The following is an 18,382-nucleotide window of genomic DNA, read 5'->3' as shown; positions in this document are numbered from 1 at the left end:
AGAGATCATGGGCCGCATCCGCGTCGGCAAGGCCGACGTCAAGCCCGACGCCCCGGCACACGTCCGGGGCATCCACGAAGGCAACAAGGGGCCGCGCACCCGGCAGACCGGGCACCACAAGGACGGCACCGCCGACGCCCGGAAGTCCACGGGCATCCACTGGAAGAAGCACAACGCCGTCGCGGAGACGATGCCGAACATCCCGCCCGGCTGAGCACGGACCGGTCGCACCACGCGGCAATGAGACGCGGCAATGAGACGAAGGAAGGAGGGCGGCCGATGGCCAGACGACTGCTGATCGCCCAGGCCGTGGTGGCCGGTGCGGTGACGCTCGGCATCCTGGTGAAGGAGTTCCCCGGGATCGTCCGGGAGATCCGCATCTGGCGGATGGCGGGACTCCGCCCCAGGTCCGGGTACCCGGGCTGAAGACACCGCACGACCGGGTCACACCGCACGGCCGGAATCAGACCGTTTCCCCCGGAGCAGCTGAACCGTTGGTCCAGGTATCAGTGGTTTCGCCGCTCACGAAGGGCATCATCGTCATGCATGTTCTCCGTCCGTTCGTCGTCACGCTCGGCGGGCTCGTCCTCGCCGTCTCCGGCACGGTCTCCGCAGACGCCGCCAGCGGTACGTTCGCCTGGGTGGGGCCCGAGGGCAGGACGTACTCGATCCAGAACCCGCCGGACAACAAGTGCTTCGACCTGGGGCAGGAAGCGCGCGGCGCGCACAACGCCACCCGGCAGACGGTCGTCGTCTACCCCCGGAAGCGGTGCAAGGGTTCTCCCACGCGCCTCGCCCCGGGACAGGCCGCCCCGAGCCGCGCGCGCTTCGCCAGCGTCATCTTCAACCCTCGCTAGACCGCATGGGCCGGGCCGCCCGGGAGCGGCCCGGCCCGCCGTTCCTGGTGGCCGTAGGGCGGTCAGCCCCGGAGGACGCCGTCGAACTGGGCCCAGTTCGACCAGGGCCCGCCGATGGCGGTCTGCCAGCGGTGGTAGATGTACCCGCCGCTGTTCACCCCGAACAGTTCGACGCGCCCGTCCGCGTTCGTCTCCGCGGCGACCTGGCTCAGGCCGCCGTCCATCAGCGCCCATCCCGTCCAGCCGGTGCCCCCGCCGATCTGGTTCTGGGCCCGGTGGTAGATGTTTCCGGCGCCGTTCGCGCCGAAGATCTCCAGGCGCCCGTCGGCATTGCGGGCCGCGGCGATCGAGGAGAGGCCCCCGTCGAACTGCTCCCACCCGGACCAGGGGCCGCCGGGCCGTCCCAGCTGCCAGCGGTGGAAGATGCCGCCGGCGCTGTTGACGCCGAACAGCTCAAGGCGTCCGTCGGCGTTGGTCTCCGCGGCGACCTGGGTCAGCAGGCCGTCCATCTGCTCCCAGGCCGACCAGGCGCCACCGATGCTGGTCTGCCAGCGGTGGTAGATGTTCCCAGCGCTGTTCGAGCCGAAGATCTCCAGGCGCCCGTCGGCGTTCCGGGCCGCGGCGATCGACGTCAGGCTCCCGTCGAACTGCTGCCACCCGGACCAGCCGGCTCCCGGCGCCGTCTGCCAGCGGTGGAAGATGCCACCCGCGCTGTTGACGCCGAACAGTTCGACGCGCCCGTCCGCGTTGGTCTCGGACGCCACGGCCCGCAGTGCCCCGTCGAACTGCTCCCAGCCGGTCCAGGCGCCGCCCACGGTGCCGGTCTGGGCGCGGTGGAAGACCGCGTCCCCGGGGTTGGTCCCGAAGAACTCCAGCCGCCCGTCCGCGTTCCGGGCCGCGGCGATCGACGACCCGAACACGGCGAACGGCGCGACCGGCCCCGTACGGGCGGCGGCCGACCCGACCCCCGGCAGGGCCGCCAGCAGCGCCGCGACGGCGGCGAGCACGACGAGCCGGAGCATGGGGACCGTGCGTCTGTGCCGCTTCCTCATCTTCCTCATACGACTGCCCTTCCTGCGCAGAGAGCTACGGGAGGTGCGTGATGGCGGCGATCGGTACGGATTGCTGCAGAGAGGTACACGAGCCGACGGACCCACGGGATCCGCTGGAGACGCGGGCCGCACCCTACTGCGGCGGGCACACGACGAACAGGGCAGCGGCGGGCCGGCCTGCCCGCGCCCCCGCCGCGTGGTCTGCGGCAGGCGGACGTTCGGGGCGGGCGCCGTGCGGTGGGACCGCTCCGGCGTGAGCGGGAACCGCACGCGCGCACAGTCCGTCATGCAGATCATGATCGATATGACCAGCCCCCGCCTTGCCCAGCTCACGGACGCCTGGCAGCGCGTCAGCAGCACGTCCGCCGCGGAGGAGGCGGACCCCCTGGTCCTGGACTGCGCCGGCAGGCTGGCGGCGGACCCGGGCGGAGACCAGGCCCACGTGTGGGTCTCCGGGCTGGTGATGATGTCGGAGTACCTCTCCTGGCGGCCCGGTCCCACGGCCGAGCGCGCCGCCCTCGAAGCCCTGTACGCCGCGGTGGGCGCGCTGGGCAGCAGGTCTTGCTCGCACAGCGACCACCCGTACCAGGCCGAGATGGATGCGCTGGAGGACGAGGTCTGGAACGCCGGCACCGGCCTGCCGGCCCTCGGACTCGCAGGGCAAGACCGTATCCCTGACAGCGACAAGGAAAGGCTCCTCTGCCCGGGCAACGTCGCCGGATGGGCCCGCCTCGCCGCGGACGTGATCTCCCCGTTCACCGTGCGCCGCATACCCGTCGGCGCACCGCGCTACCACCAGAGCTGCATCAGCACGCTCTCCGGGATCGTGAACGACTACCCGTACGTCGACCCGCAGCAGGCCCTGATCGACGAGTCCGTCCTCACCGCCGCCCGGCCGACCCGCGGAACGCTGGCCGGATTCCTCGTCACCATGAACGCCACGTGCTGGTACGCGACGTCCGAGCGGATCACGGACCGGGCCGTGCTCGACGCGATGATCAAGGGAATCGAGGCGGCGGTCCCGTTGCTGGGCGACGCTCCGTGCACCCACGCCCCCGGCGAGCACCCCGACACCAGCGATCCGGACTACACCAACCAGGTGGGCTACCTGCTGCGCAGTCCGGGCGGCCGGGCCGAGATCTCGGAGTACTACGGGTGGGACGAAGAGGACGAGGACGAGGACGAGGAGGGTGAGGAGGAGCCGCTGGACGCGTGGGTGTGCCCCGCGTTCCTCCACGACCTGGCGGAGGAGACCCTCGGCACGCTGAGGGGCGGGCTCGCGTCGTTCACGGCGGAAGGGGGCGAGCAGGACGCGGACACGGGTCCCTGTTCATGATCCACCGGGCGGGCCCCTGGGCCACAATGTGCCCATGACCCATGACGATCAAGCTCAGGCTCCCGCCCGTCCGCTGCTGCGCCGCCCGCAGGACGGTGAACTCATAGACGTCGCCGGTGTCGCGCACTTCTTCCGCCTCACCGGCGAGCACACCGACGGGCACTTCTCCTTCGAGGAGTTCAGCCTCGCTCCCGGCACGATCGGAGCCAGGCCGCACGTGCACGAAGGACACGACGAGTACTTCTACGTCCTCGAAGGCGAGCTGACGCTCCACACCGGGGACGGCGAGGTCACGGCCGGCCCCGGCGACCTGCTCGCCGCCACCCGCGGCACCCCGCACGGATTCCGCAACGCGGGCACGGTGCCCGCGCGTGCCCTGTGCCTCTACACGCCCGCCGGCTACGAGAACTATTTCCGCGACGTCCACGCCGCAGTCAGCGCCGGCGCCGAGGTGACCGACGAACTGCTGGCGGAGTTCCGCAGCCGCTACCGGACCAGCTCCCACCCGGTGGCCCCTGACACGGTCTAGAAAGGCGCGCCGGGCATCGGTGCCCGGTGGCCGCCGCGCGCCGGGCGCCCCCTTCCGGACCTGTGCCGCGGGACCTTCGGCCCCGTGACCGCCGTCCGGCGGTGAACCGATGGTGGGGAGAGCGAGCCGGACGGCTCCTTTCCCCCGGAGGCGCATCATGACCACGGAGCGCACACCGCGTCCTCGCAGGCCGTTCCTTTCCCCGGCCCGCCGGAAGCGCAGCCGTCCTTCCCGGCGGCCCTGCGACCGTTGCGAGCGGGAGTTCCGCGCGTGCTTGCTGCTCCTGCTCGCGGCGGCACTGGCATGCGTGCCGTACCTGGCTGCCCAAGGCGCCTACGAGGCGCAGATGCACACGGTGCGGGAGCAGACGGCGGCGAAGCACCGGATCACCGTGCGGTCGGCCGGGGACGCGTACGGGACCGTGTCCCGCTCCGGCACCCAGTCGGCGCCGGTCCGGTGGACCGATGACCGGGGCGTGTCCCGCATGGGCTTCGCGGACGTTCCCACGGGGACGGCCCTAGGCGAGCGGGTGAGGATCTGGGCGGACGCCTCGGGTGAACCGACGCGGCCTCCGCTGGAGCGCCGGACCGCCGTGGAGGCGGCCTGGTTCACGGGCGCCGTGACGGCCCTGCTGCTGATCCTGGTCTTCCTGGGCGCCAGGGCCGCGGTCACCGCGAGGTTCGACCGCAAGCGGTACGAGCACTGGGCGGCGGAGTGGGAAGTCGTCGAACCGCAGTGGTCGCGGAGGCTGTCCGCCTGACGCCCGCCGGCTCCGCGAGGGACCCTCGTCCGGCCGCCCGGGACCTTCGGTCCCTGACCACGCGGCGGAGGACCGGCGGAGAGTGTTCCCATTCGCTCCCTCTCCCCTCCCCTTCCTGCTCTTCCTGGAGGCTCCGATGCCCGGCACCATCACCGTCGGCCTGGACGGTACCGACCACAGCCTCGCCGCCGCGGACTGGGCGGCCGCCGAAGCCCGGCGCCGCGGCATGGCGCTGCGCCTGGTGTACGCCTGGGTGTGGCGTCCCCTGGAGGTCCCCGCAGCCACGGACGCCGAGGTGCAGCGGCGGTGGGCCGTGGACGTGCTGCGCGAGGCCGAAGAACGGGTCACGGCCGGCGCCCCCGATCTGTCGGTGACCACCGAACTGCTGCCGGAGGACCCGGTGCCCGCCCTGATCGCCGCGGCGGCCGCGTCCGAGATGCTCGTCCTCGGTTCGCGCGGCCACGGTGCGGCGGTCGGTTTCCTGATCGGCTCGGTGGCGCTCAAGGTGCTGCGCCGGGCGGAAGCGCCACTGGTCCTGGTGCGGAACCCCCGTGGACAGGAGCTCCGGCCGGAGGGGGGCGAGGTGGTGGTGGGCGTCCAGGACCTGGACGAAGCCGCCGAGCCCGTCCTGGAGTTCGCCTTCGCGACGGCGGCGGCGCGCAACGCGCGCGTGCGGGCCGTACGGGCCTGGAGCGTACCGCCGGTCTTCGCCTGGAGCCCGGGGTCGATGTACCTGGCCGACGAGGCGGGCGGCCTCGAACCCCTGGAGCGCAAGCAGCTGGCCGAGGCGTTGCTCCCCTGGCGCGAGAAGTACCCGCAGGTGGCGGTCGCCGAGCACGCGGAGGTCGGCAGCGCGGCCGAGGTCCTGCTCACCCACGGCGCCCGGGCGTCCCTCATCGTCGTCGGGCGCCGCATCCCCGGCCCCGGCGATCTGCCGCTGATCGGCTCGGTCACCCACGCCGCGCTGCATCACGCGCGGTGCCCCGTCGCGGTGGTCCCCCACCCGTAGCAGCCGTCCCCACCCGCAACGTCCGTCCCGTCCGTCCCGTCCGTCCCGTCCGGGGCGGACGTTGCCCTTTGCCCCCGGCGCCCGCCCCTCGGGACCTTCACGTCCCCGGGACCCCTCAGGGACCATCGGCCCCGGACCGGGGGCCTGTCCGGCCCCTCCGGCGGCCCTCCGTCGCGGCTGATCATGTGATGGCGGCCGGGAAGAGCAACGGCTCTCTCGCACAGGGCCCTTCCCGGCCGCCGTCTTCAGCAACACGAGAGCGGAGGTCCCCGTCCAGTGGACACGGTGCGTACGAAGGGGAAGGTGCCTGTGGACGGGTCCCCCGTGGCCGGCGCGGGCGCCGGGGGAACCGGCGGGGCTCCCCGCAGCCCGGTGGTGGAGTGGCTGACGACCACCGACCACAAGAAGATCGGGACGCTCTACCTCGTCTCGGCGTTCGCGTTCTTCCTCATCGGCGGCCTCATGGCCCTGCTGATGCGGGCGGAACTCGCCCGTCCCGGCACGCAGATCATGTCGAACGAGCAGTTCAACCAGGCGTTCACGATGCACGGCTCGGTGATGCTGCTGCTGTTCGCGATGCCGCTGTTCACCGGGTTCGCCAACTGGCTCACGCCCCTGCAGATCGGCGCGCCCGACGTGGCGTTCCCCCGGCTGAACATGCTGGCCTACTGGCTCTTCCTCTTCGGCTCCCTGATAGCCGCGGCCGGCTTCCTCACCCCGCAGGGCGCGGCGGACTTCGGCTGGTTCGCGTACGCGCCGCTGTCGGACTCGGTGCACTCCCCCGGCGTCGGTGCCGACATGTGGATCATGGGTGTGGCCCTGTCCGGCTTCGGCTCCATCCTGGGCGCCGTCAATTTCATCACCACGATCATCTGCATGCGCGCGCCCGGCATGACGATGTTCCGCATGCCGATCTTCACCTGGAACGTCCTGCTGACCGCCGTCCTGATCCTCCTGGTCTTCCCGGTGCTGGCGGCCGCGCTCTTCGCGCTGGAGATGGACCGCAAATTCGGTTCGCACGTCTTCGACCCGGCCAACGGCGGTGCGCTGCTGTGGCAGCACCTCTTCTGGTTCTTCGGCCACCCCGAAGTCTACGTGCTGGCCCTGCCGTTCTTCGGCATCGTCTCCGAAGTCATCCCGGTCTTCTCCCGCAAGCCGATGTTCGGCTACTGGGGCCTGATCGCGGCCACGATCTCGATCGCCGGTCTGTCAGTGACGGTGTGGGCGCACCACATGTACGTCACGGGCGGCGTGCTGCTGCCGTTCTTCGCCTTCATGACGTTCCTCATCGCGGTCCCGACCGGTGTGAAGTTCTTCAACTGGATCGGCACCATGTGGAAAGGATCGCTGTCCTTCGAGACCCCGATGCTGTGGGCCACGGGCTTTCTCATCACGTTCGTCTTCGGCGGCCTGACCGGCGTGATCCTCGCCGCACCCCCGCTGGACTTCCACGTCTCCGACTCGTACTTCGTCGTCGCGCACTTCCACTACACGCTCTTCGGCACCGTCGTGTACGCGATGTTCGCCGGATTCCACTTCTGGTGGCCGAAGTTCACGGGGAAGATGCTGGACGAGCGGCTGGGGAAAATCACCTTCTGGACGCTCACGGTGGGATTCCACACCACGTTCCTCGTACAGCACTGGCTCGGTGCGCAGGGCATGCCCCGCCGGTACGCCGACTATCTCGCCGCCGACGGCTTCACTGCGCTCAACACGGTCTCGACGATCGGTTCGTTCCTGCTCGGCATGTCGTTCCTGCCCTTCTTCTACAACGTCTGGAAGACGGCCAAGTACGGAAAGAGGGTCGAAGTCGACGACCCGTGGGGCTACGGCCGCTCGCTGGAGTGGGCCACGTCCTGCCCGCCGCCGCGGCACAACTTCCGTTCGCTGCCGCGCATCCGCTCCGAATCCCCGGCGTTCGACCTGCACCACCCCGGCGTCGCGGCGCTCGAACCGGCTCGGCACTGAGGCGACCGGCCCGGGATTCCCCCTCCGGCCCATACGTCCGGCGCAATCCATATCCATCCGAGGAGTAAGCGCATGTCCCACGTCGTCCTGGCAGTCGGAGTGACGGCGCTGTGCCTGGCGGGCAGTGCCTGGTACCTGCCCGCCGTCGCGGACCTCCGCGCCGGTGACGACCGGCCGCGCTCCCGGCGGCTCGCCGCCCGGGCGTGCCTGACCGGGTGGGCGGCCACCGCCGCGGCCGGGCTGCTGCTGTTCGTCCCGGCGCCGTGGCAGGTGCCGTGGGAGGCGCTGTGCGCCGTGGCGGGCGGCGGCGCCGCGACGACTGCCGTGCTGCGCGTCCGGGCCCGTACGCATCTCGTACGGGAGCGGCGCGAGGCGGACGCCTGCTGGACGGCGCTGCGCGGGACTCCCCCCGCGCCCGACACCGCGACCGCTCGCCGGGGCTTCCTCGCCCTGGCCCTCCTGGGCACGGTCGCCGCGTCCGGCCTGGCCGCCGCGCTGCTCCTGCTCACCGATGCGGTGACGGCGGTCCTGGCCTCCGTTTCCGTGGCGGGCGCGGCGCTGCTCGCCGCCGCGGTGCACGCCGCCGGCCCCGGGCGCCGGAACGGGCTCGCCGGGCCGGAACGGCAGGGGAATGAGCCGGTCGGCCCAAAGGGAGGGACGCCCGGCCGCTGCCGCGAGCGGACGGCGGAGGGACCATGGAAGGGATCCCGGCCGGGCACCCGGCCGTCCGAAGGGAGACTCCGGTGACAGCACCGCCCCTGGACGACGCCTCCGTGGCAGAACTGGTGGGGGACGCGGCGGCCGCTCCGTCCATGCACAACGCTCAGCCGTGGCGCTTCCGCTACGCGCGAGGAAGCGGCACCTTCCGGGTGTACGCCGACTTCGAGCGGATCATGCCGCACTCCGATCCCGAGGGCCGGGCCCTGCGCCTGGGATGCGGCGCCGCCCTGTTCAACCTCCGCGTCGCCGTCGCGAACGCCGGCCTGCACCCGGAGGTCGCCCTGCTGCCCGATGCCTCCGAGCCGTCGCTGCTCGCGGCCGTGCGGGTGACCGCAGCGGGTGACGAGGCAGCGCGTGACGAGCAGGACGCCGGCCTGAGGCTGCTCCACCCCGCGATCCGCGAGCGGCACACCAGCCGGTACCCGTTCGCGGAGACCGACATCCCGGAGAACCTCCGGGCGGCCCTGGTGGACGCCGCCGCCGCAGAGGGCGCCGCCCTGGCGTTCCCGGCCTCCTGGCACCTGGACTGGGTGCAGGAGCTCGCCGAGGAGGCCGAGGCCCGCAACCTCACCGACGAGGGCAGCGGGGAGGACCTCGCCCGCTGGACGAGGACCGGGCCCGGCGAGTCCGACACCGCGCCCGACGGCGTCCCCGACTACGCGTTCGGCCCCCGTAAACACGGCGGCCGGGCGCCCATGCGCGACTACTCCGGCGGGAAGCCGGCGGCCGGCCTCGGGTCGACGCCCTTCGAGAGCAACCCCCATTTGGCCGTGCTCACCACGGCGGAGGACGGTCCGCGCGACTGGCTGGTCGCCGGCCAGGCCATGGAGCGCGTGCTGCTCCTGGCCACGGCGAAGGGGCTCGTCACCTCGTTCTCCACCCAGGCCCTCGAATGGCCGGACCTGCGCTGGCCCCTGCGCGACCCGGTCACCGGCACGGGACAGGTGCAGATGATCCTGCGCATCGGATACGGCCCGAAAGGCCCCGTCACGCACCGGCGCCCCGTCCGCGACGTCCTCGTCATCGAGCCGTAGGACACACGCGCCGCAGGACACACGCACCGTACCGAGCCGCAGGACGGCCCGCGGGGCCTCTCAGCCGAGCACCGCCGTGGTTCCGGTGACCGTGGCCACCGGAACCGGGTGGCCTGCGGCGGACTCCGCCAGGGCGCGGATCGCCGGATGCCACGCGCGGCCCTGCGGCCCGGTCAGCACGAGGCGGCGCGAGGTCCGGGGCTCCAGCGGGAGGAGGACCAGGTCCGGGGGGATCAGCGGGCGGGAGACCTCGGACAGGATGGTCACGCCGATGCCGGCCTGCACCATGCTGATCAGGGTCGCCAGGTCCCGCACCCGGTGGTCCGGGGTGAAGCGCAGCCCCGCCATCTCGTAAATGGTGCGGATGCGGGCTTCGCAACCGTTGGGCGAGATCAGGAACCGGTCGTCCTCCAGGTCACGGACGTCGACGGACGGCTCGCCCGCGAGGGGATGATCCCGCGGCAACAGGGCCCGGTAGTGGTCCGTGGCGAGCAGGGTGCCGGGGCCGGGCGGCGGGTCGATCAGGATGGCGGCGTCGGCCGTTCCCTCGTCCAGCCAGGCCGACACTTCGGCGCTGTCCCCCTCGAACACGCGCACCGTGACCCGCGGCTGCTCCTCCTGCCAGTGGCGCAGCAGGCCGGGGACCAGCCCCTGGCAGACCGTCGGGGTGGCGGCCAGGCGCACGATCCCCGTCATGGCGCCGGCGGCATCGGCTGCGATCCGCTCCACCGACCGGGCCGCCGCGAGTGCCGTGCGGGCGTGGGGCAGCACCCGTTCCCCGAGCGCCGTGGTCCGGGCGGGAGTGGTGCGGAGCAGCAGCGGGGCGGCCAGTTCGCGTTCCAGGGAAGCGACGGCGTGCGACACCGCCGACTGGCTCATGCCCAGTTCAGCGGCTGCCGCGCTGAAGCCGCCCGCATCGACGACGGCGAGGAAGGCCCTCAGCTGGGGAAGGTTCACGGTCATGCGTCGGCCTCATATGCGTATGACATTCATGCGTTGGATCCATCGTGCCAGGTCGGCGAGGCTTGCTCCGTGCCGCCGGGTCCCCGGCGGACGGAGACGGGCCCAGCGCCCACGGAGGAGAGACATGCCGTACATCCGGGTGACCATTCCCGACCCCGGCCTTCCGGCCGACGTTCAGAGCGCCCTCGCCGAGGGGCTGACCCGGCTGGCCGTCTCGGCCCTGGGCAAGTCCGCCGCGAGGACCGTCGTCCACATCAACCTGGTGCCGGCCGGCAGCTACTACGTCGGCGGGCGGGCCCTGGCCGGGAGCCGCGACGCGCACGTCGAGGCCAGCATCACCGCGGGCACGAACAGTGCCGCGGAGAAGGCGGCGTTCATCGCCGAAGCCGGTGAACTGCTCTCGGACGTCCTCGGTCCGCTCCCCCGGTCCGGCGTCGCGCTGCACGAACTGCACCCCGAGAGCTACGGCTACAACGGCGTGACCCAGTTCGACTTCTACCGGCGGGCCGCACACACCTGATCGCCTCCGCCGCGCGCCGGATGGCGTGACGGGCGCACGGCCGCGCAGACTCTGAGGAGCGGGGAGACCCGTACCGGCCCCTCACCGGCAGGGAGACGAAGGAGACAGACGGTGGACGGCGACGCGAAAGCCGGCGGACGGGCCGGTGCACCGGGCGGGCGGCTCCCGCGGAAGGCGTACGAGCGGGAGCTGTTCCGTCTCCAGACGGAGCTGGTCAAGCTCCAGGAGTGGGTGCGCGCCGAGGGAGCCCGGCTCGTCGTCGTCTTCGAGGGGCGGGACGCCGCGGGCAAGGGCGGCGTGATCAAACGGGTGACGGAGCACCTCAATCCGCGCGTCGCACGGACGGTCGCGCTGCCCGTGCCGACCGATCGCGAGCGCGGCCAGTGGTACTTCCAGCGTTACGTGGAGCACCTCCCCACGGCGGGCGAGATCGTGCTGTTCGACCGCAGCTGGTACAACCGCGCCGGTGTCGAGCGCGTCATGGGCTTCTGCACCGAGCAGGAGTACCGGCGCTTCCTGCGGCAGTGCCCCGTCTTCGAGCGGCTGCTGACCGAGGACGGCATCCTGCTGCGCAAGTACTGGTTCTCGGTGAGCGACGCCGTGCAGGAGCAGCGTTTCCGCAGCCGGCTGGAGGACCCCACGCGCCGCTGGAAGCTGTCGGCCATGGACCTGGAGTCCATCACCCGCTGGGAGGCGTACTCGCGGGCCAAGGACGAGATGTTCGTGCACACGGACATCGCCGAGGCACCGTGGTACGTCGTCGAGAGCGACGACAAGCGCAGCGCCCGCATCAACATGATCGCTCACCTGCTGTCCTCGGTGCCGTACCGCGAGGTGCCCCGGCCCGAGCTGACCCTGCCTCCGCGCCCGCCGTCCACGGGATACCGGCGGCCGCCGCGGGACGAGCAGACCCACGTCCCGGACCACGCGGCCTCGCTCGCCTCCGGCACGCCCCCGGAAGCCGGCTGACCCGGCACCTCCTCTCAGAGCTGTCCCGGCACCTCCTCTCAGAACTGGGGCCCGACCACCGGGGGCTCGGGGAGGCGGTGGCGGCGGACCGGGCCGGAGAGCCGGAGTTCGACGTTCACCACGCCGTCGACGGCCCGTACCAGCCGTGCCATCAGGGGGATCAGCGCCGTGTCGTGCAACGTCCCGGTGAGGGTCACCACGCCTTCCTCCACGCGGGCTTCCACCGTGGGTTTCCGGTTGGGGAAGAAGTGGCCGATCACCTCGCGGCGCACCTCGGCGGCGATGTCCTCGTCCTCGCGGAGGTAGACCTTGAGCAGGTCGCTGCGGCTCACGATGCCGACCAGCATCCCTTCGTCGTCCACGACCGGGAGGTGTTTGACGTGCCGGCGCGCCATGGTGCGGGCGGCCTCGGCCGACGTCGCGTTCCCGTGGACGGTCACCGCGGGCGTGGTCATCAGCTCCTCGGCCGTACCGGCGCCGGCCTTCACCAGTTCGTCCAGGTGGCGCAGTTGCTCCATGCGCGAGGGGTCGCGGTCCTTGAACTGCTGCTTCGGCAGCAGGTCCGCTTCGGAGACCACTCCGACGACGCGGCCCTCGCCCTCCAGGACGGGCAGGGCGCCGACCTTCCACTGCGCGAGCGTCTTGACGATCTCCTTGAACGGGGCGGCGCGGCTGACCGCCACGACCGTCTGCGTCATCACGTCGCTGACGGTGTACGGGGTGTGCTTCATCAGGGGCTCCTCCGTCCGGGACTCCTGGGCCCGGTCCGTCCGGGGCGCCTCCGTCCCGGTTTCGTCCAGCCTGTCCATTCCGGGCTCCTCCTTTCCTGTGGGCCGGCTTCTGCGCGCTTCTCTGTACGACGCGTACCCGCGCCCGGACGGAGCCCACGTCCTCCACGGCAGGGCTCGGCATGACCCAGGGTGCCCGGCAGCAGCCGCCCTCCCCATGAGCCGGCCGGCCCTGCGCGGGGGCCGCTCGGCCCTCAACCGGGCGGTGGAGCAGGCGCCCAGGGCCGTCCGGCCCATGGCGGACGCCGGCTCTCGTGGCCCATGGTCGAAGCAGGCAGCACTGCGCCGACGGCGGACGGGAGCCGGTTGTGGACGTGGACCAGGTGACGAACCAAGCTCCGGACCGTACAGGGCGGTTCTCCCCGGGCAGGCCGGTCAGGGTCTTCCTCCTGGACGACCACGAAGTCGTCCGGCGGGGCATCCGCGATCTGCTGGAGGCCGAGGACGACATCGTGGTGGTGGGTGAGGCGGGCACCGTCGACCACGCCCTCGCCCGCGGGCCCGCCCTCCGCCCCGACGTCGCCGTCCTGGACGTCCGGTTGCCGGACGGCGACGGCATCACGGTCTGCCGGGAGCTGCGCTCGCGGATGGCCGGGCTCGCCTGCCTGATGCTGACCTCGTTCGACGACGATGACGCCTTGCTGGACGCCGTCATGGCCGGAGCCGCCGGTTACGTCCTGAAACAGATCAAGGGGGCCGATCTCGTCGCGGCCGTCCGCACCGTCGCCTCCGGGCAGTCGATGCTCGACCCGGCCACGACCACGCGTCTGATGGGCAGCCTGCGGGGAGGCGACGGGCACGGCGGACGGGAGGACGAGCGGCTCGCCGGTCTGTCCGCGCGCGAGCGCGACATCCTCGCCCTCATCGGCGACGGGCTCACCAACCGCCAGATCGGCAAGAAGCTGTTCCTGTCCGAAAAGACCGTCAAGAACCACGTCTCACGGCTGCTCGCCGGGCTCGGCGTCGAGCGCCGCATCCAGGCGGCCGTCATCGCCGCACAGGCCGCCACCGCCCCGCCGGACGCGGCTGCGGACGCCTGCGGGGACCGCGGGGGCCGGCGCGGCCACCGGTGACGAGCGCACGGGGGGCTGCTGAGCGCGCCGCTCAGTGCGGGACGCCCTGCCCGGTCCGGCCCGGACCCGGGTCAGGGTCAGGGTCAGGGGCCGTGTTTGCGCGTGTGCCGGGGTGGTCCGTCTCCGTGCCGTCCGCGGACAAGGGGATCTGCCAGGTCAGCAGCGTGCCGCCGCCGGGTCGCGCACCGAGCCGCAAGTGGCCGCCGTGGTGCCGGGCCCGCTCGGCGAGGTTGCGGAGGCCGCTGCGGCGGCCTCCGGACGGCATGCCGGCACCGTTGTCGGCGACCGTGAGCACCAGGGACCGGCCGTCGTTGACCACAGCGACGTCCGCGGAGGCCGCCCGCGCGTGCCGGGCGACGTTGGCCAGGGCTTCTCCCAGTACGGCGACCACGTCGTCGGCGGCGGCAGGGGGCACCTCGGTGTCCAGCAGGCCCTCCATCCGGAGGCTGGGCGTGAAGCCGAGGGGCGCGGCCGCTTCTCCGACCGTCCGGACGACGCGCGAGCGCAGCCCGTGCTGGGGCGCGGTCTCGCGTGACCGCAGCCCGAAGATCGTCGACCTGATGATCTTGATGGTCTCGTCCAGGTCGCCCACCGCGCGCTGCACGCGCTCCGACGCCTCGGGGTGTTCGATGAAGCGGTCGGCGCTCTGCAGCGTCATGCCCGTGGCGAACAGCCGCTGGATCGCCAGGTCGTGCAGGTCCCGGGCGATCCGGTCGCGCTCCTCCAGGAGCGTGAGCTGCTCGGCGTCCATGCGGCGCTCGGCCAGTTCCATGGCCAGGGCCGCCTGCCCGGCGAACCGCAGCAGCGGCTCGACCTCCGCTTCCGTGAACACCGGCCGTCCCAGGCCCCGGGCCAGGAACAGCACGCCCTTCACCGTCTCGCCGGAGGTGATCGGCACTGCCACCGCCGGCCCGAGCCCGGCCACCGCCGCGGGCACCCCGGTCACCCTCGGATCCTCCGCGACGCCCGGGCTGCACACCGGTGCGCGCCCGGAGAAGGCCGCCCCGGCCAGGGTGCCCTCCACCGGGAGCGCGAGGCCGCGGAGGGCATCGGCCGGCTCGCCCGTGGCGACGTCGACGGTCAGGGCGGAGCCGTCCTTGAGCGGCAGCGACACGGTGGCCAGCCGGGCCTCGGTGATCTCCTTCGCCAGCTCGGCGATCTGCGCGGTCACGTTCTCCCGGGGGCTGCCGGACATCAGGCTGGTGGTGACCTGGGCGCTGGCCCGCAGCCAGCGTTCGCGCCGCGTGGACTCCTCGTACAAGCGGGCGTTGTCGATGGCGACCCCGGCGGCGACGGCGAGGGTGGAGAGCACTGCCTCGTCCTCGCCGTCGAAGTCCGCGCCGCCGCGTTTCTCGGTCAGGTACAGGTTTCCGAAGACCTGGTCGCGGACCCGGATGGGGACGCCCAGGAAGCTGTGCATCGGCGGGTGGTTCGGCGGGAAGCCGTACGAGGAGGCGTGCTCGCAGATCTCGGGCAGCCGCAGCGGCTCGGGGTGCCGGATCAGCTCGCCGAGCAGACCGTGGCCGGACGGGAACGGCCCGATCGCCTCGATCTGTTCGCCGGTCAGTCCGACCGTGAGGAACTGCGAGAGCCTCCGCCCGTCGGGCCCGATGACGCCCAGAGCGCCGTACCGGGCGTCGACCAGCGTCACCGCCGCCTCGGTGATGCGGCGCAGCACGTGCTCCAGGTCCAGCCCGCGGCCGACCGAGAGCACCGCTTCCAGCAGGCTGTGCACCCGGTCCCTGGTGCCGCGTGCGGCGTCCAGCCGGGCTTGGAGCTCTCCCAGTAACTCGTCCAGCCTGAGGTGCGGCAACCGCACCGGACCGTTCCCGGTGGTCTCCAACGCGTCTCCTCACGGGTGATCCCGGCACGATCCCGAAGGGTCCTCCTCCGGATCACCCACCGTATCCGCCCGCGCCCGGGGCAGAAACGCCCGGGCGGCGCGGAGGGGGCCGGCTCAGTCATCCTCGAACACGGGGCGCCGGCCGGCGCGGCGCCGCACGAAACCGCGCCGGCCGGCCAGCAGGGTGATGCCCGTCCAGCCCGTGACTCCCATGGCGAGACAGCCGAGTTGCGTGTCCGGGTCGACGTCGGAGGCCGCCTCCAGCGGGACGACGCCCTGCGGGTCGTGGACGACCTCGATCCGGTCGCCCACCTTCCACTTCGGGTGGTCCCCGTCGTGGTCCAGGGTCTCCTTCAGCTTGCCCGCCGGGCCGATGAGGGTGAAGTGGTGGCCCGTCCCCCCGTCAGCGGCGCTGTCGCCGGCGACGCGGACGGTCTCGCGTATGCCCCGGTCGTCGAGCGCGGCCTCAGGGGCGTACTGGACCGAGCCCACGAGGACGAACAGCGCCGGCAGGAAGGAGAGGAAGGCGAGCCACCACGCGCAGTGGAGGACGCGCAGGGCCACCACGAAGGCGAAGCACCCGACGAGGCCGGTGATGATGGGGACGAGGCCCGTGCCCAGTGCGAGGTAGGAAATCCCCGTGTTGACCGCCGCGATCGCCCAGCCGAGCCCCACCACGGCGAAGGTGAACACCAGGTATCCACCGCGGCTCACGGTCCCGCCCTGAGATGCCTTCATATCTGTTTCAGCCATCGGGGCAGAATAGAGTGCCCGAGTCCCACGACCACGCCGAGGCGAACCGTTGATCAGCGCGTACCAGCAGAAGCTCCACGACAAGGTCCTCGAAGCCCCCGTCGTACCCGCGCCGAGCCCTTGGCGCCAGGTGTACGACTACCGGATAGCCGTCGGCGGGCTGCTCGGCATCGGCTTCGCCGTCGATCCCCGCAGCGGCCACGATCTGGTCATGACGGTCTCCACCAGCGGTCACGGGCTCTTCGACGCGGTCACCGGCGAGAAGATCGCCCGCGACCGGGACCCCGCCGACGACTCCTGCACGCCCGAGGACACCCCGGACCTCACCTGCCCCGGCCTCGGTCCGGTCGCGGGGAGCCGCATCCACATCGCCGGCCTCTTCGGCGGCGGCCTCCACGCGGGCACGGGTGACGGGTGGACCGTGACCGTCGTCAGCCCCGAATGGCCGTGCCACCGGGTCCTGCTCGCCAGGGCCGGCGGTCTCCCCCGGGGAGCGCACGAGGAGAACTGGTGGCACGTCCTCCACGCGGACTACTCCGAGTTCCGCGCCGCGGGCTTCTCCCCGTCGGGCCACACCCTCGCAGTCGCCACCAGCAGCGACCTCACCCTCTGGACGCGCACAGCCGCCAGGCCGTAGCCCGCCTGCTCGCCGCCGGCGTGCGGCGGCGAGGACCGGGGCACCACGAGCTGCCGCCCCAGCGTCCCGCGAATGCCCAGCCGGGCTACGCAGTCCGATGCGCCGTTCGAAGTCAGTCAGGCAGCGCCACGGTGAGATCCACCTCGACGAGCTGTCCCTCAAAGCCCAGCTGGGCGACGCCCAAGAGCGTGCTGGCAGTGGTGAACGCCGGACCCAGGGCAGACTCGGTGAGCCGACGCCATGCGGCTCCGAGAGTGTCCCTCTCATCGCTCCGCACGTAGATCACTGACCGCACCACATGTTCAGGCCGGGCATTCACCGCTGCCAGGGCAGCAAGCGCGTTCGCGACGACCTGGTCGACCTGCGTCGCAAGGGAACCGGAACCGACGAGGTCACCCTTCCGATCAAGCGGGCACTGCCCCGCCAGATAGGCCGTACGGCCTGCCTCCACCACGGTGATGTGGTGGTAGCCGGGTGTCTCATGCAGCTGCTCGGGGTTGATGCGGGTGATCTTCTCAGTCATGTCAGCGAGTCTGACCAGCATGGTGCCGGCACTCACCGCATTTTCTCCGCCGGCAAGCATTCGACCGGAGGGAGCCAGAAGGAGGCGGGCAGCATGCCGGCTTCACGGGCGGCCTGGTCCAGGTCGGCGGCAACCGGCTCCAGCGCCGTGTATACCGGGTCGCCGTCGGCGGCCATGCGGCGGATGACCTGCGCGTTGGTCCTCGCCCGCGCGGCCACCACGGTTCCGAACGCCGAGCGGTCCCCTTCGTACCCGTAGGCGTCGAGCAGCAGGTGCAGCCGCCGCGAGCGGTCTTCGAAGGCGGTGAAGCCGGTCCGCTCGGCGAGCCGGCGCGCGTGCAGGGGAACCCAGGTCAACGCCATGAAGGCCAGGTCGAACTCACGCGTTGACGGGCCGGCGGTGTCCCAGTCGAAGAAGCCCGCCAGGTGCCCGTCGCGCCAGACCGCGTTCCACGGGGCGGCGTCATGGTGGCCGATGACCAGGCCGGGCCGCCACGACTGCCCTGCGAGCCAGCGCGCGTCCGGTGGCGGGACGAAGGAGAGGGTCGCATCGTGCAGCCTCCGGGCCCACCGGCCCACGTCCTCCAGCGCGGCCGTCGAGTACACCCAGGAGGGCCAGGGAAGGTCCTCGCCCGCCGTCTCGCCGTCGAGGTGGGTCAGGACTTCACGTCCTTGGCCGTCCGTTCCCAGGACCCGGGGCACGCCCTCCAGGCCGACGGCCTCCAGATGGCGCAGCAGCGCGTGCACTGCGGGCGTCCACGGCTGGACGGGCCGGTGGACCGCGCCACCACGGCGCACCGCTCCCACTGTCCTGCCGCCGGGCAAACGCTGCTCGTCGTCCATGAGTCGGTTCTAGCGCGGCACGCTCGCTCGTGCAGCTGCATTTTCCGGTTTCCGGCGCGTCCGCGGACCGGGCCAAGGGCCTGCGCCACGCGGAAGCGCTGCCGGATGTTCCGCCACGGCCGGCACCCGTGCCGACCGTGATCAGCTATGGGGCCCGTTGTCCGTCAGAAGCTGTCGCGGCAGTTGCGGCGGGCCCTCATGGTTCG

At 72.2% G+C, this 18,382-nt stretch carries 21 protein-coding genes; 14 read left to right on the top strand and 7 right to left on the bottom strand.

Going from position 1 to position 18,382, the window contains the following annotated elements:
* The first annotated feature begins 7 nt into the window (after positions 1 to 7).
* The 3 genes from ACFZCD_RS02800 to ACFZCD_RS02790 all read left to right on the top strand — a co-directional run bounded on the left by ACFZCD_RS02800 (position 8) and on the right by ACFZCD_RS02790 (position 857).
* Positions 8 to 214 (top strand): hypothetical protein, encoded by a 207-nt coding sequence (locus ACFZCD_RS02800; RefSeq protein ID WP_391827154.1) that lies wholly within the window; start codon positions 8 to 10, stop codon positions 212 to 214.
* A gap of 65 nt (positions 215 to 279) precedes the next feature.
* Complete coding sequence (locus tag ACFZCD_RS02795) at positions 280 to 426, top strand: hypothetical protein (protein ID WP_391827152.1); 147 nt, start codon at positions 280 to 282, stop codon at positions 424 to 426.
* 116 nt (positions 427 to 542) lie between these two features.
* A complete protein-coding gene (locus tag ACFZCD_RS02790) occupies positions 543 to 857 on the top strand; it encodes a hypothetical protein (protein ID WP_391827150.1) in 315 nt (104 codons plus the stop codon).
* Between the two features lie 62 nt (positions 858 to 919).
* On the opposite strand, the gene ACFZCD_RS02785 is transcribed toward ACFZCD_RS02790, so the two are convergent.
* Positions 920 to 1,918 (bottom strand): tectonin domain-containing protein, encoded by a 999-nt coding sequence (locus tag ACFZCD_RS02785; RefSeq protein ID WP_391827148.1) that lies wholly within the window; start codon positions 1,916 to 1,918, stop codon positions 920 to 922.
* Between the two features lie 295 nt (positions 1,919 to 2,213).
* Between ACFZCD_RS02785 and ACFZCD_RS02780 the strand changes: the two genes are divergently transcribed.
* From ACFZCD_RS02780 to ACFZCD_RS02750, 7 genes are all read left to right on the top strand, one after another.
* Positions 2,214 to 3,245: a hypothetical protein gene (locus ACFZCD_RS02780; protein WP_391827146.1), complete on the top strand. Its 1,032-nt coding sequence runs from the start codon at positions 2,214 to 2,216 to the stop codon at positions 3,243 to 3,245.
* A gap of 34 nt (positions 3,246 to 3,279) precedes the next feature.
* Positions 3,280 to 3,774 (top strand): cupin domain-containing protein, encoded by a 495-nt coding sequence (locus ACFZCD_RS02775; protein WP_391827144.1) that lies wholly within the window; start codon positions 3,280 to 3,282, stop codon positions 3,772 to 3,774.
* 274 nt (positions 3,775 to 4,048) lie between these two features.
* Positions 4,049 to 4,534 (top strand): hypothetical protein, encoded by a 486-nt coding sequence (locus ACFZCD_RS02770; RefSeq protein WP_391827142.1) that lies wholly within the window; start codon positions 4,049 to 4,051, stop codon positions 4,532 to 4,534.
* An 82-nt stretch (positions 4,535 to 4,616) separates the two neighbouring features.
* Positions 4,617 to 5,543, top strand: a complete 927-nt coding sequence (locus tag ACFZCD_RS02765) for a universal stress protein (RefSeq protein ID WP_391827140.1) — start codon at positions 4,617 to 4,619, stop codon at positions 5,541 to 5,543.
* A 324-nt stretch (positions 5,544 to 5,867) separates the two neighbouring features.
* Entirely contained in the window at positions 5,868 to 7,511 is a 1,644-nt protein-coding gene (gene ctaD, locus ACFZCD_RS02760) for a cytochrome c oxidase subunit I (protein ID WP_391827932.1), read from the top strand.
* A gap of 72 nt (positions 7,512 to 7,583) precedes the next feature.
* Positions 7,584 to 8,258 carry a hypothetical protein gene (locus ACFZCD_RS02755; RefSeq protein ID WP_391827138.1) on the top strand — a complete coding sequence of 225 codons (675 nt, stop codon included), beginning with the start codon at positions 7,584 to 7,586 and terminating at the stop codon, positions 8,256 to 8,258.
* Positions 8,255 to 9,265, top strand: coding sequence for an Acg family FMN-binding oxidoreductase (locus ACFZCD_RS02750; RefSeq protein WP_391827136.1), 1,011 nt, complete (start codon positions 8,255 to 8,257; stop codon positions 9,263 to 9,265). The genes ACFZCD_RS02755 and ACFZCD_RS02750 overlap by 4 nt, the downstream gene beginning before the upstream one ends.
* A gap of 60 nt (positions 9,266 to 9,325) precedes the next feature.
* Here the strand turns inward: ACFZCD_RS02750 and ACFZCD_RS02745 are convergent, their stop codons facing one another.
* Positions 9,326 to 10,228 (bottom strand): LysR family transcriptional regulator, encoded by a 903-nt coding sequence (locus ACFZCD_RS02745; protein WP_391827134.1) that lies wholly within the window; start codon positions 10,226 to 10,228, stop codon positions 9,326 to 9,328.
* Positions 10,229 to 10,352: 124 nt separating this feature from the next.
* Here ACFZCD_RS02745 and ACFZCD_RS02740 point away from each other — a divergent pair, with 124 nt between their 5' ends.
* Together ACFZCD_RS02740 and ppk2 are read left to right on the top strand one after the other, a co-directional pair.
* On the top strand, positions 10,353 to 10,748 hold the full coding sequence (locus tag ACFZCD_RS02740; RefSeq protein ID WP_391827132.1) for a 4-oxalocrotonate tautomerase family protein: 396 nt from the start codon (positions 10,353 to 10,355) through the stop codon (positions 10,746 to 10,748).
* A 111-nt stretch (positions 10,749 to 10,859) separates the two neighbouring features.
* Positions 10,860 to 11,717 (top strand): polyphosphate kinase 2, encoded by an 858-nt coding sequence (gene ppk2, locus ACFZCD_RS02735; RefSeq protein WP_391827130.1) that lies wholly within the window; start codon positions 10,860 to 10,862, stop codon positions 11,715 to 11,717.
* A 38-nt stretch (positions 11,718 to 11,755) separates the two neighbouring features.
* On the opposite strand, the gene ACFZCD_RS02730 is transcribed toward ppk2, so the two are convergent.
* Complete coding sequence (locus ACFZCD_RS02730; RefSeq protein WP_391827930.1) at positions 11,756 to 12,448, bottom strand: CBS domain-containing protein; 693 nt, start codon at positions 12,446 to 12,448, stop codon at positions 11,756 to 11,758.
* Between the two features lie 371 nt (positions 12,449 to 12,819).
* Between ACFZCD_RS02730 and ACFZCD_RS02725 the strand changes: the two genes are divergently transcribed.
* Complete coding sequence (locus ACFZCD_RS02725) at positions 12,820 to 13,578, top strand: response regulator (RefSeq protein WP_391827928.1); 759 nt, start codon at positions 12,820 to 12,822, stop codon at positions 13,576 to 13,578.
* 31 nt (positions 13,579 to 13,609) lie between these two features.
* Here the strand turns inward: ACFZCD_RS02725 and ACFZCD_RS02720 are convergent, their stop codons facing one another.
* Both ACFZCD_RS02720 and ACFZCD_RS02715 read right to left on the bottom strand, forming a co-directional pair.
* Positions 13,610 to 15,421, bottom strand: coding sequence for a GAF domain-containing protein (locus ACFZCD_RS02720; RefSeq protein WP_391827128.1), 1,812 nt, complete (start codon positions 15,419 to 15,421; stop codon positions 13,610 to 13,612).
* Between the two features lie 114 nt (positions 15,422 to 15,535).
* Positions 15,536 to 16,174 carry a hypothetical protein gene (locus ACFZCD_RS02715; protein ID WP_391827126.1) on the bottom strand — a complete coding sequence of 213 codons (639 nt, stop codon included), beginning with the start codon at positions 16,172 to 16,174 and terminating at the stop codon, positions 15,536 to 15,538.
* A gap of 49 nt (positions 16,175 to 16,223) precedes the next feature.
* Here ACFZCD_RS02715 and ACFZCD_RS02710 point away from each other — a divergent pair, with 49 nt between their 5' ends.
* The gene (locus ACFZCD_RS02710; protein ID WP_391827124.1) at positions 16,224 to 16,811 is read left to right on the top strand and encodes a hypothetical protein; all 588 of its coding nucleotides are present in this window, start codon (positions 16,224 to 16,226) and stop codon (positions 16,809 to 16,811) included.
* Between the two features lie 112 nt (positions 16,812 to 16,923).
* Here ACFZCD_RS02710 and ACFZCD_RS02705 read toward each other — a convergent pair whose 3' ends face one another.
* Both ACFZCD_RS02705 and ACFZCD_RS02700 read right to left on the bottom strand, forming a co-directional pair.
* A complete protein-coding gene (locus tag ACFZCD_RS02705) occupies positions 16,924 to 17,334 on the bottom strand; it encodes a RidA family protein (protein ID WP_391827122.1) in 411 nt (136 codons plus the stop codon).
* A gap of 32 nt (positions 17,335 to 17,366) precedes the next feature.
* Positions 17,367 to 18,176: a phosphotransferase gene (locus ACFZCD_RS02700; protein ID WP_391827120.1), complete on the bottom strand. Its 810-nt coding sequence runs from the start codon at positions 18,174 to 18,176 to the stop codon at positions 17,367 to 17,369.
* Positions 18,177 to 18,382: the final 206 nt, after the last annotated feature.

Source organism: Streptomyces sp. NPDC008001, from assembly GCF_042958085.1.
In the GTDB taxonomy this organism is placed as follows: domain Bacteria; phylum Actinomycetota; class Actinomycetes; order Streptomycetales; family Streptomycetaceae; genus Streptomyces.
This window is presented reverse-complemented; position numbering and strand designations above follow the sequence as displayed.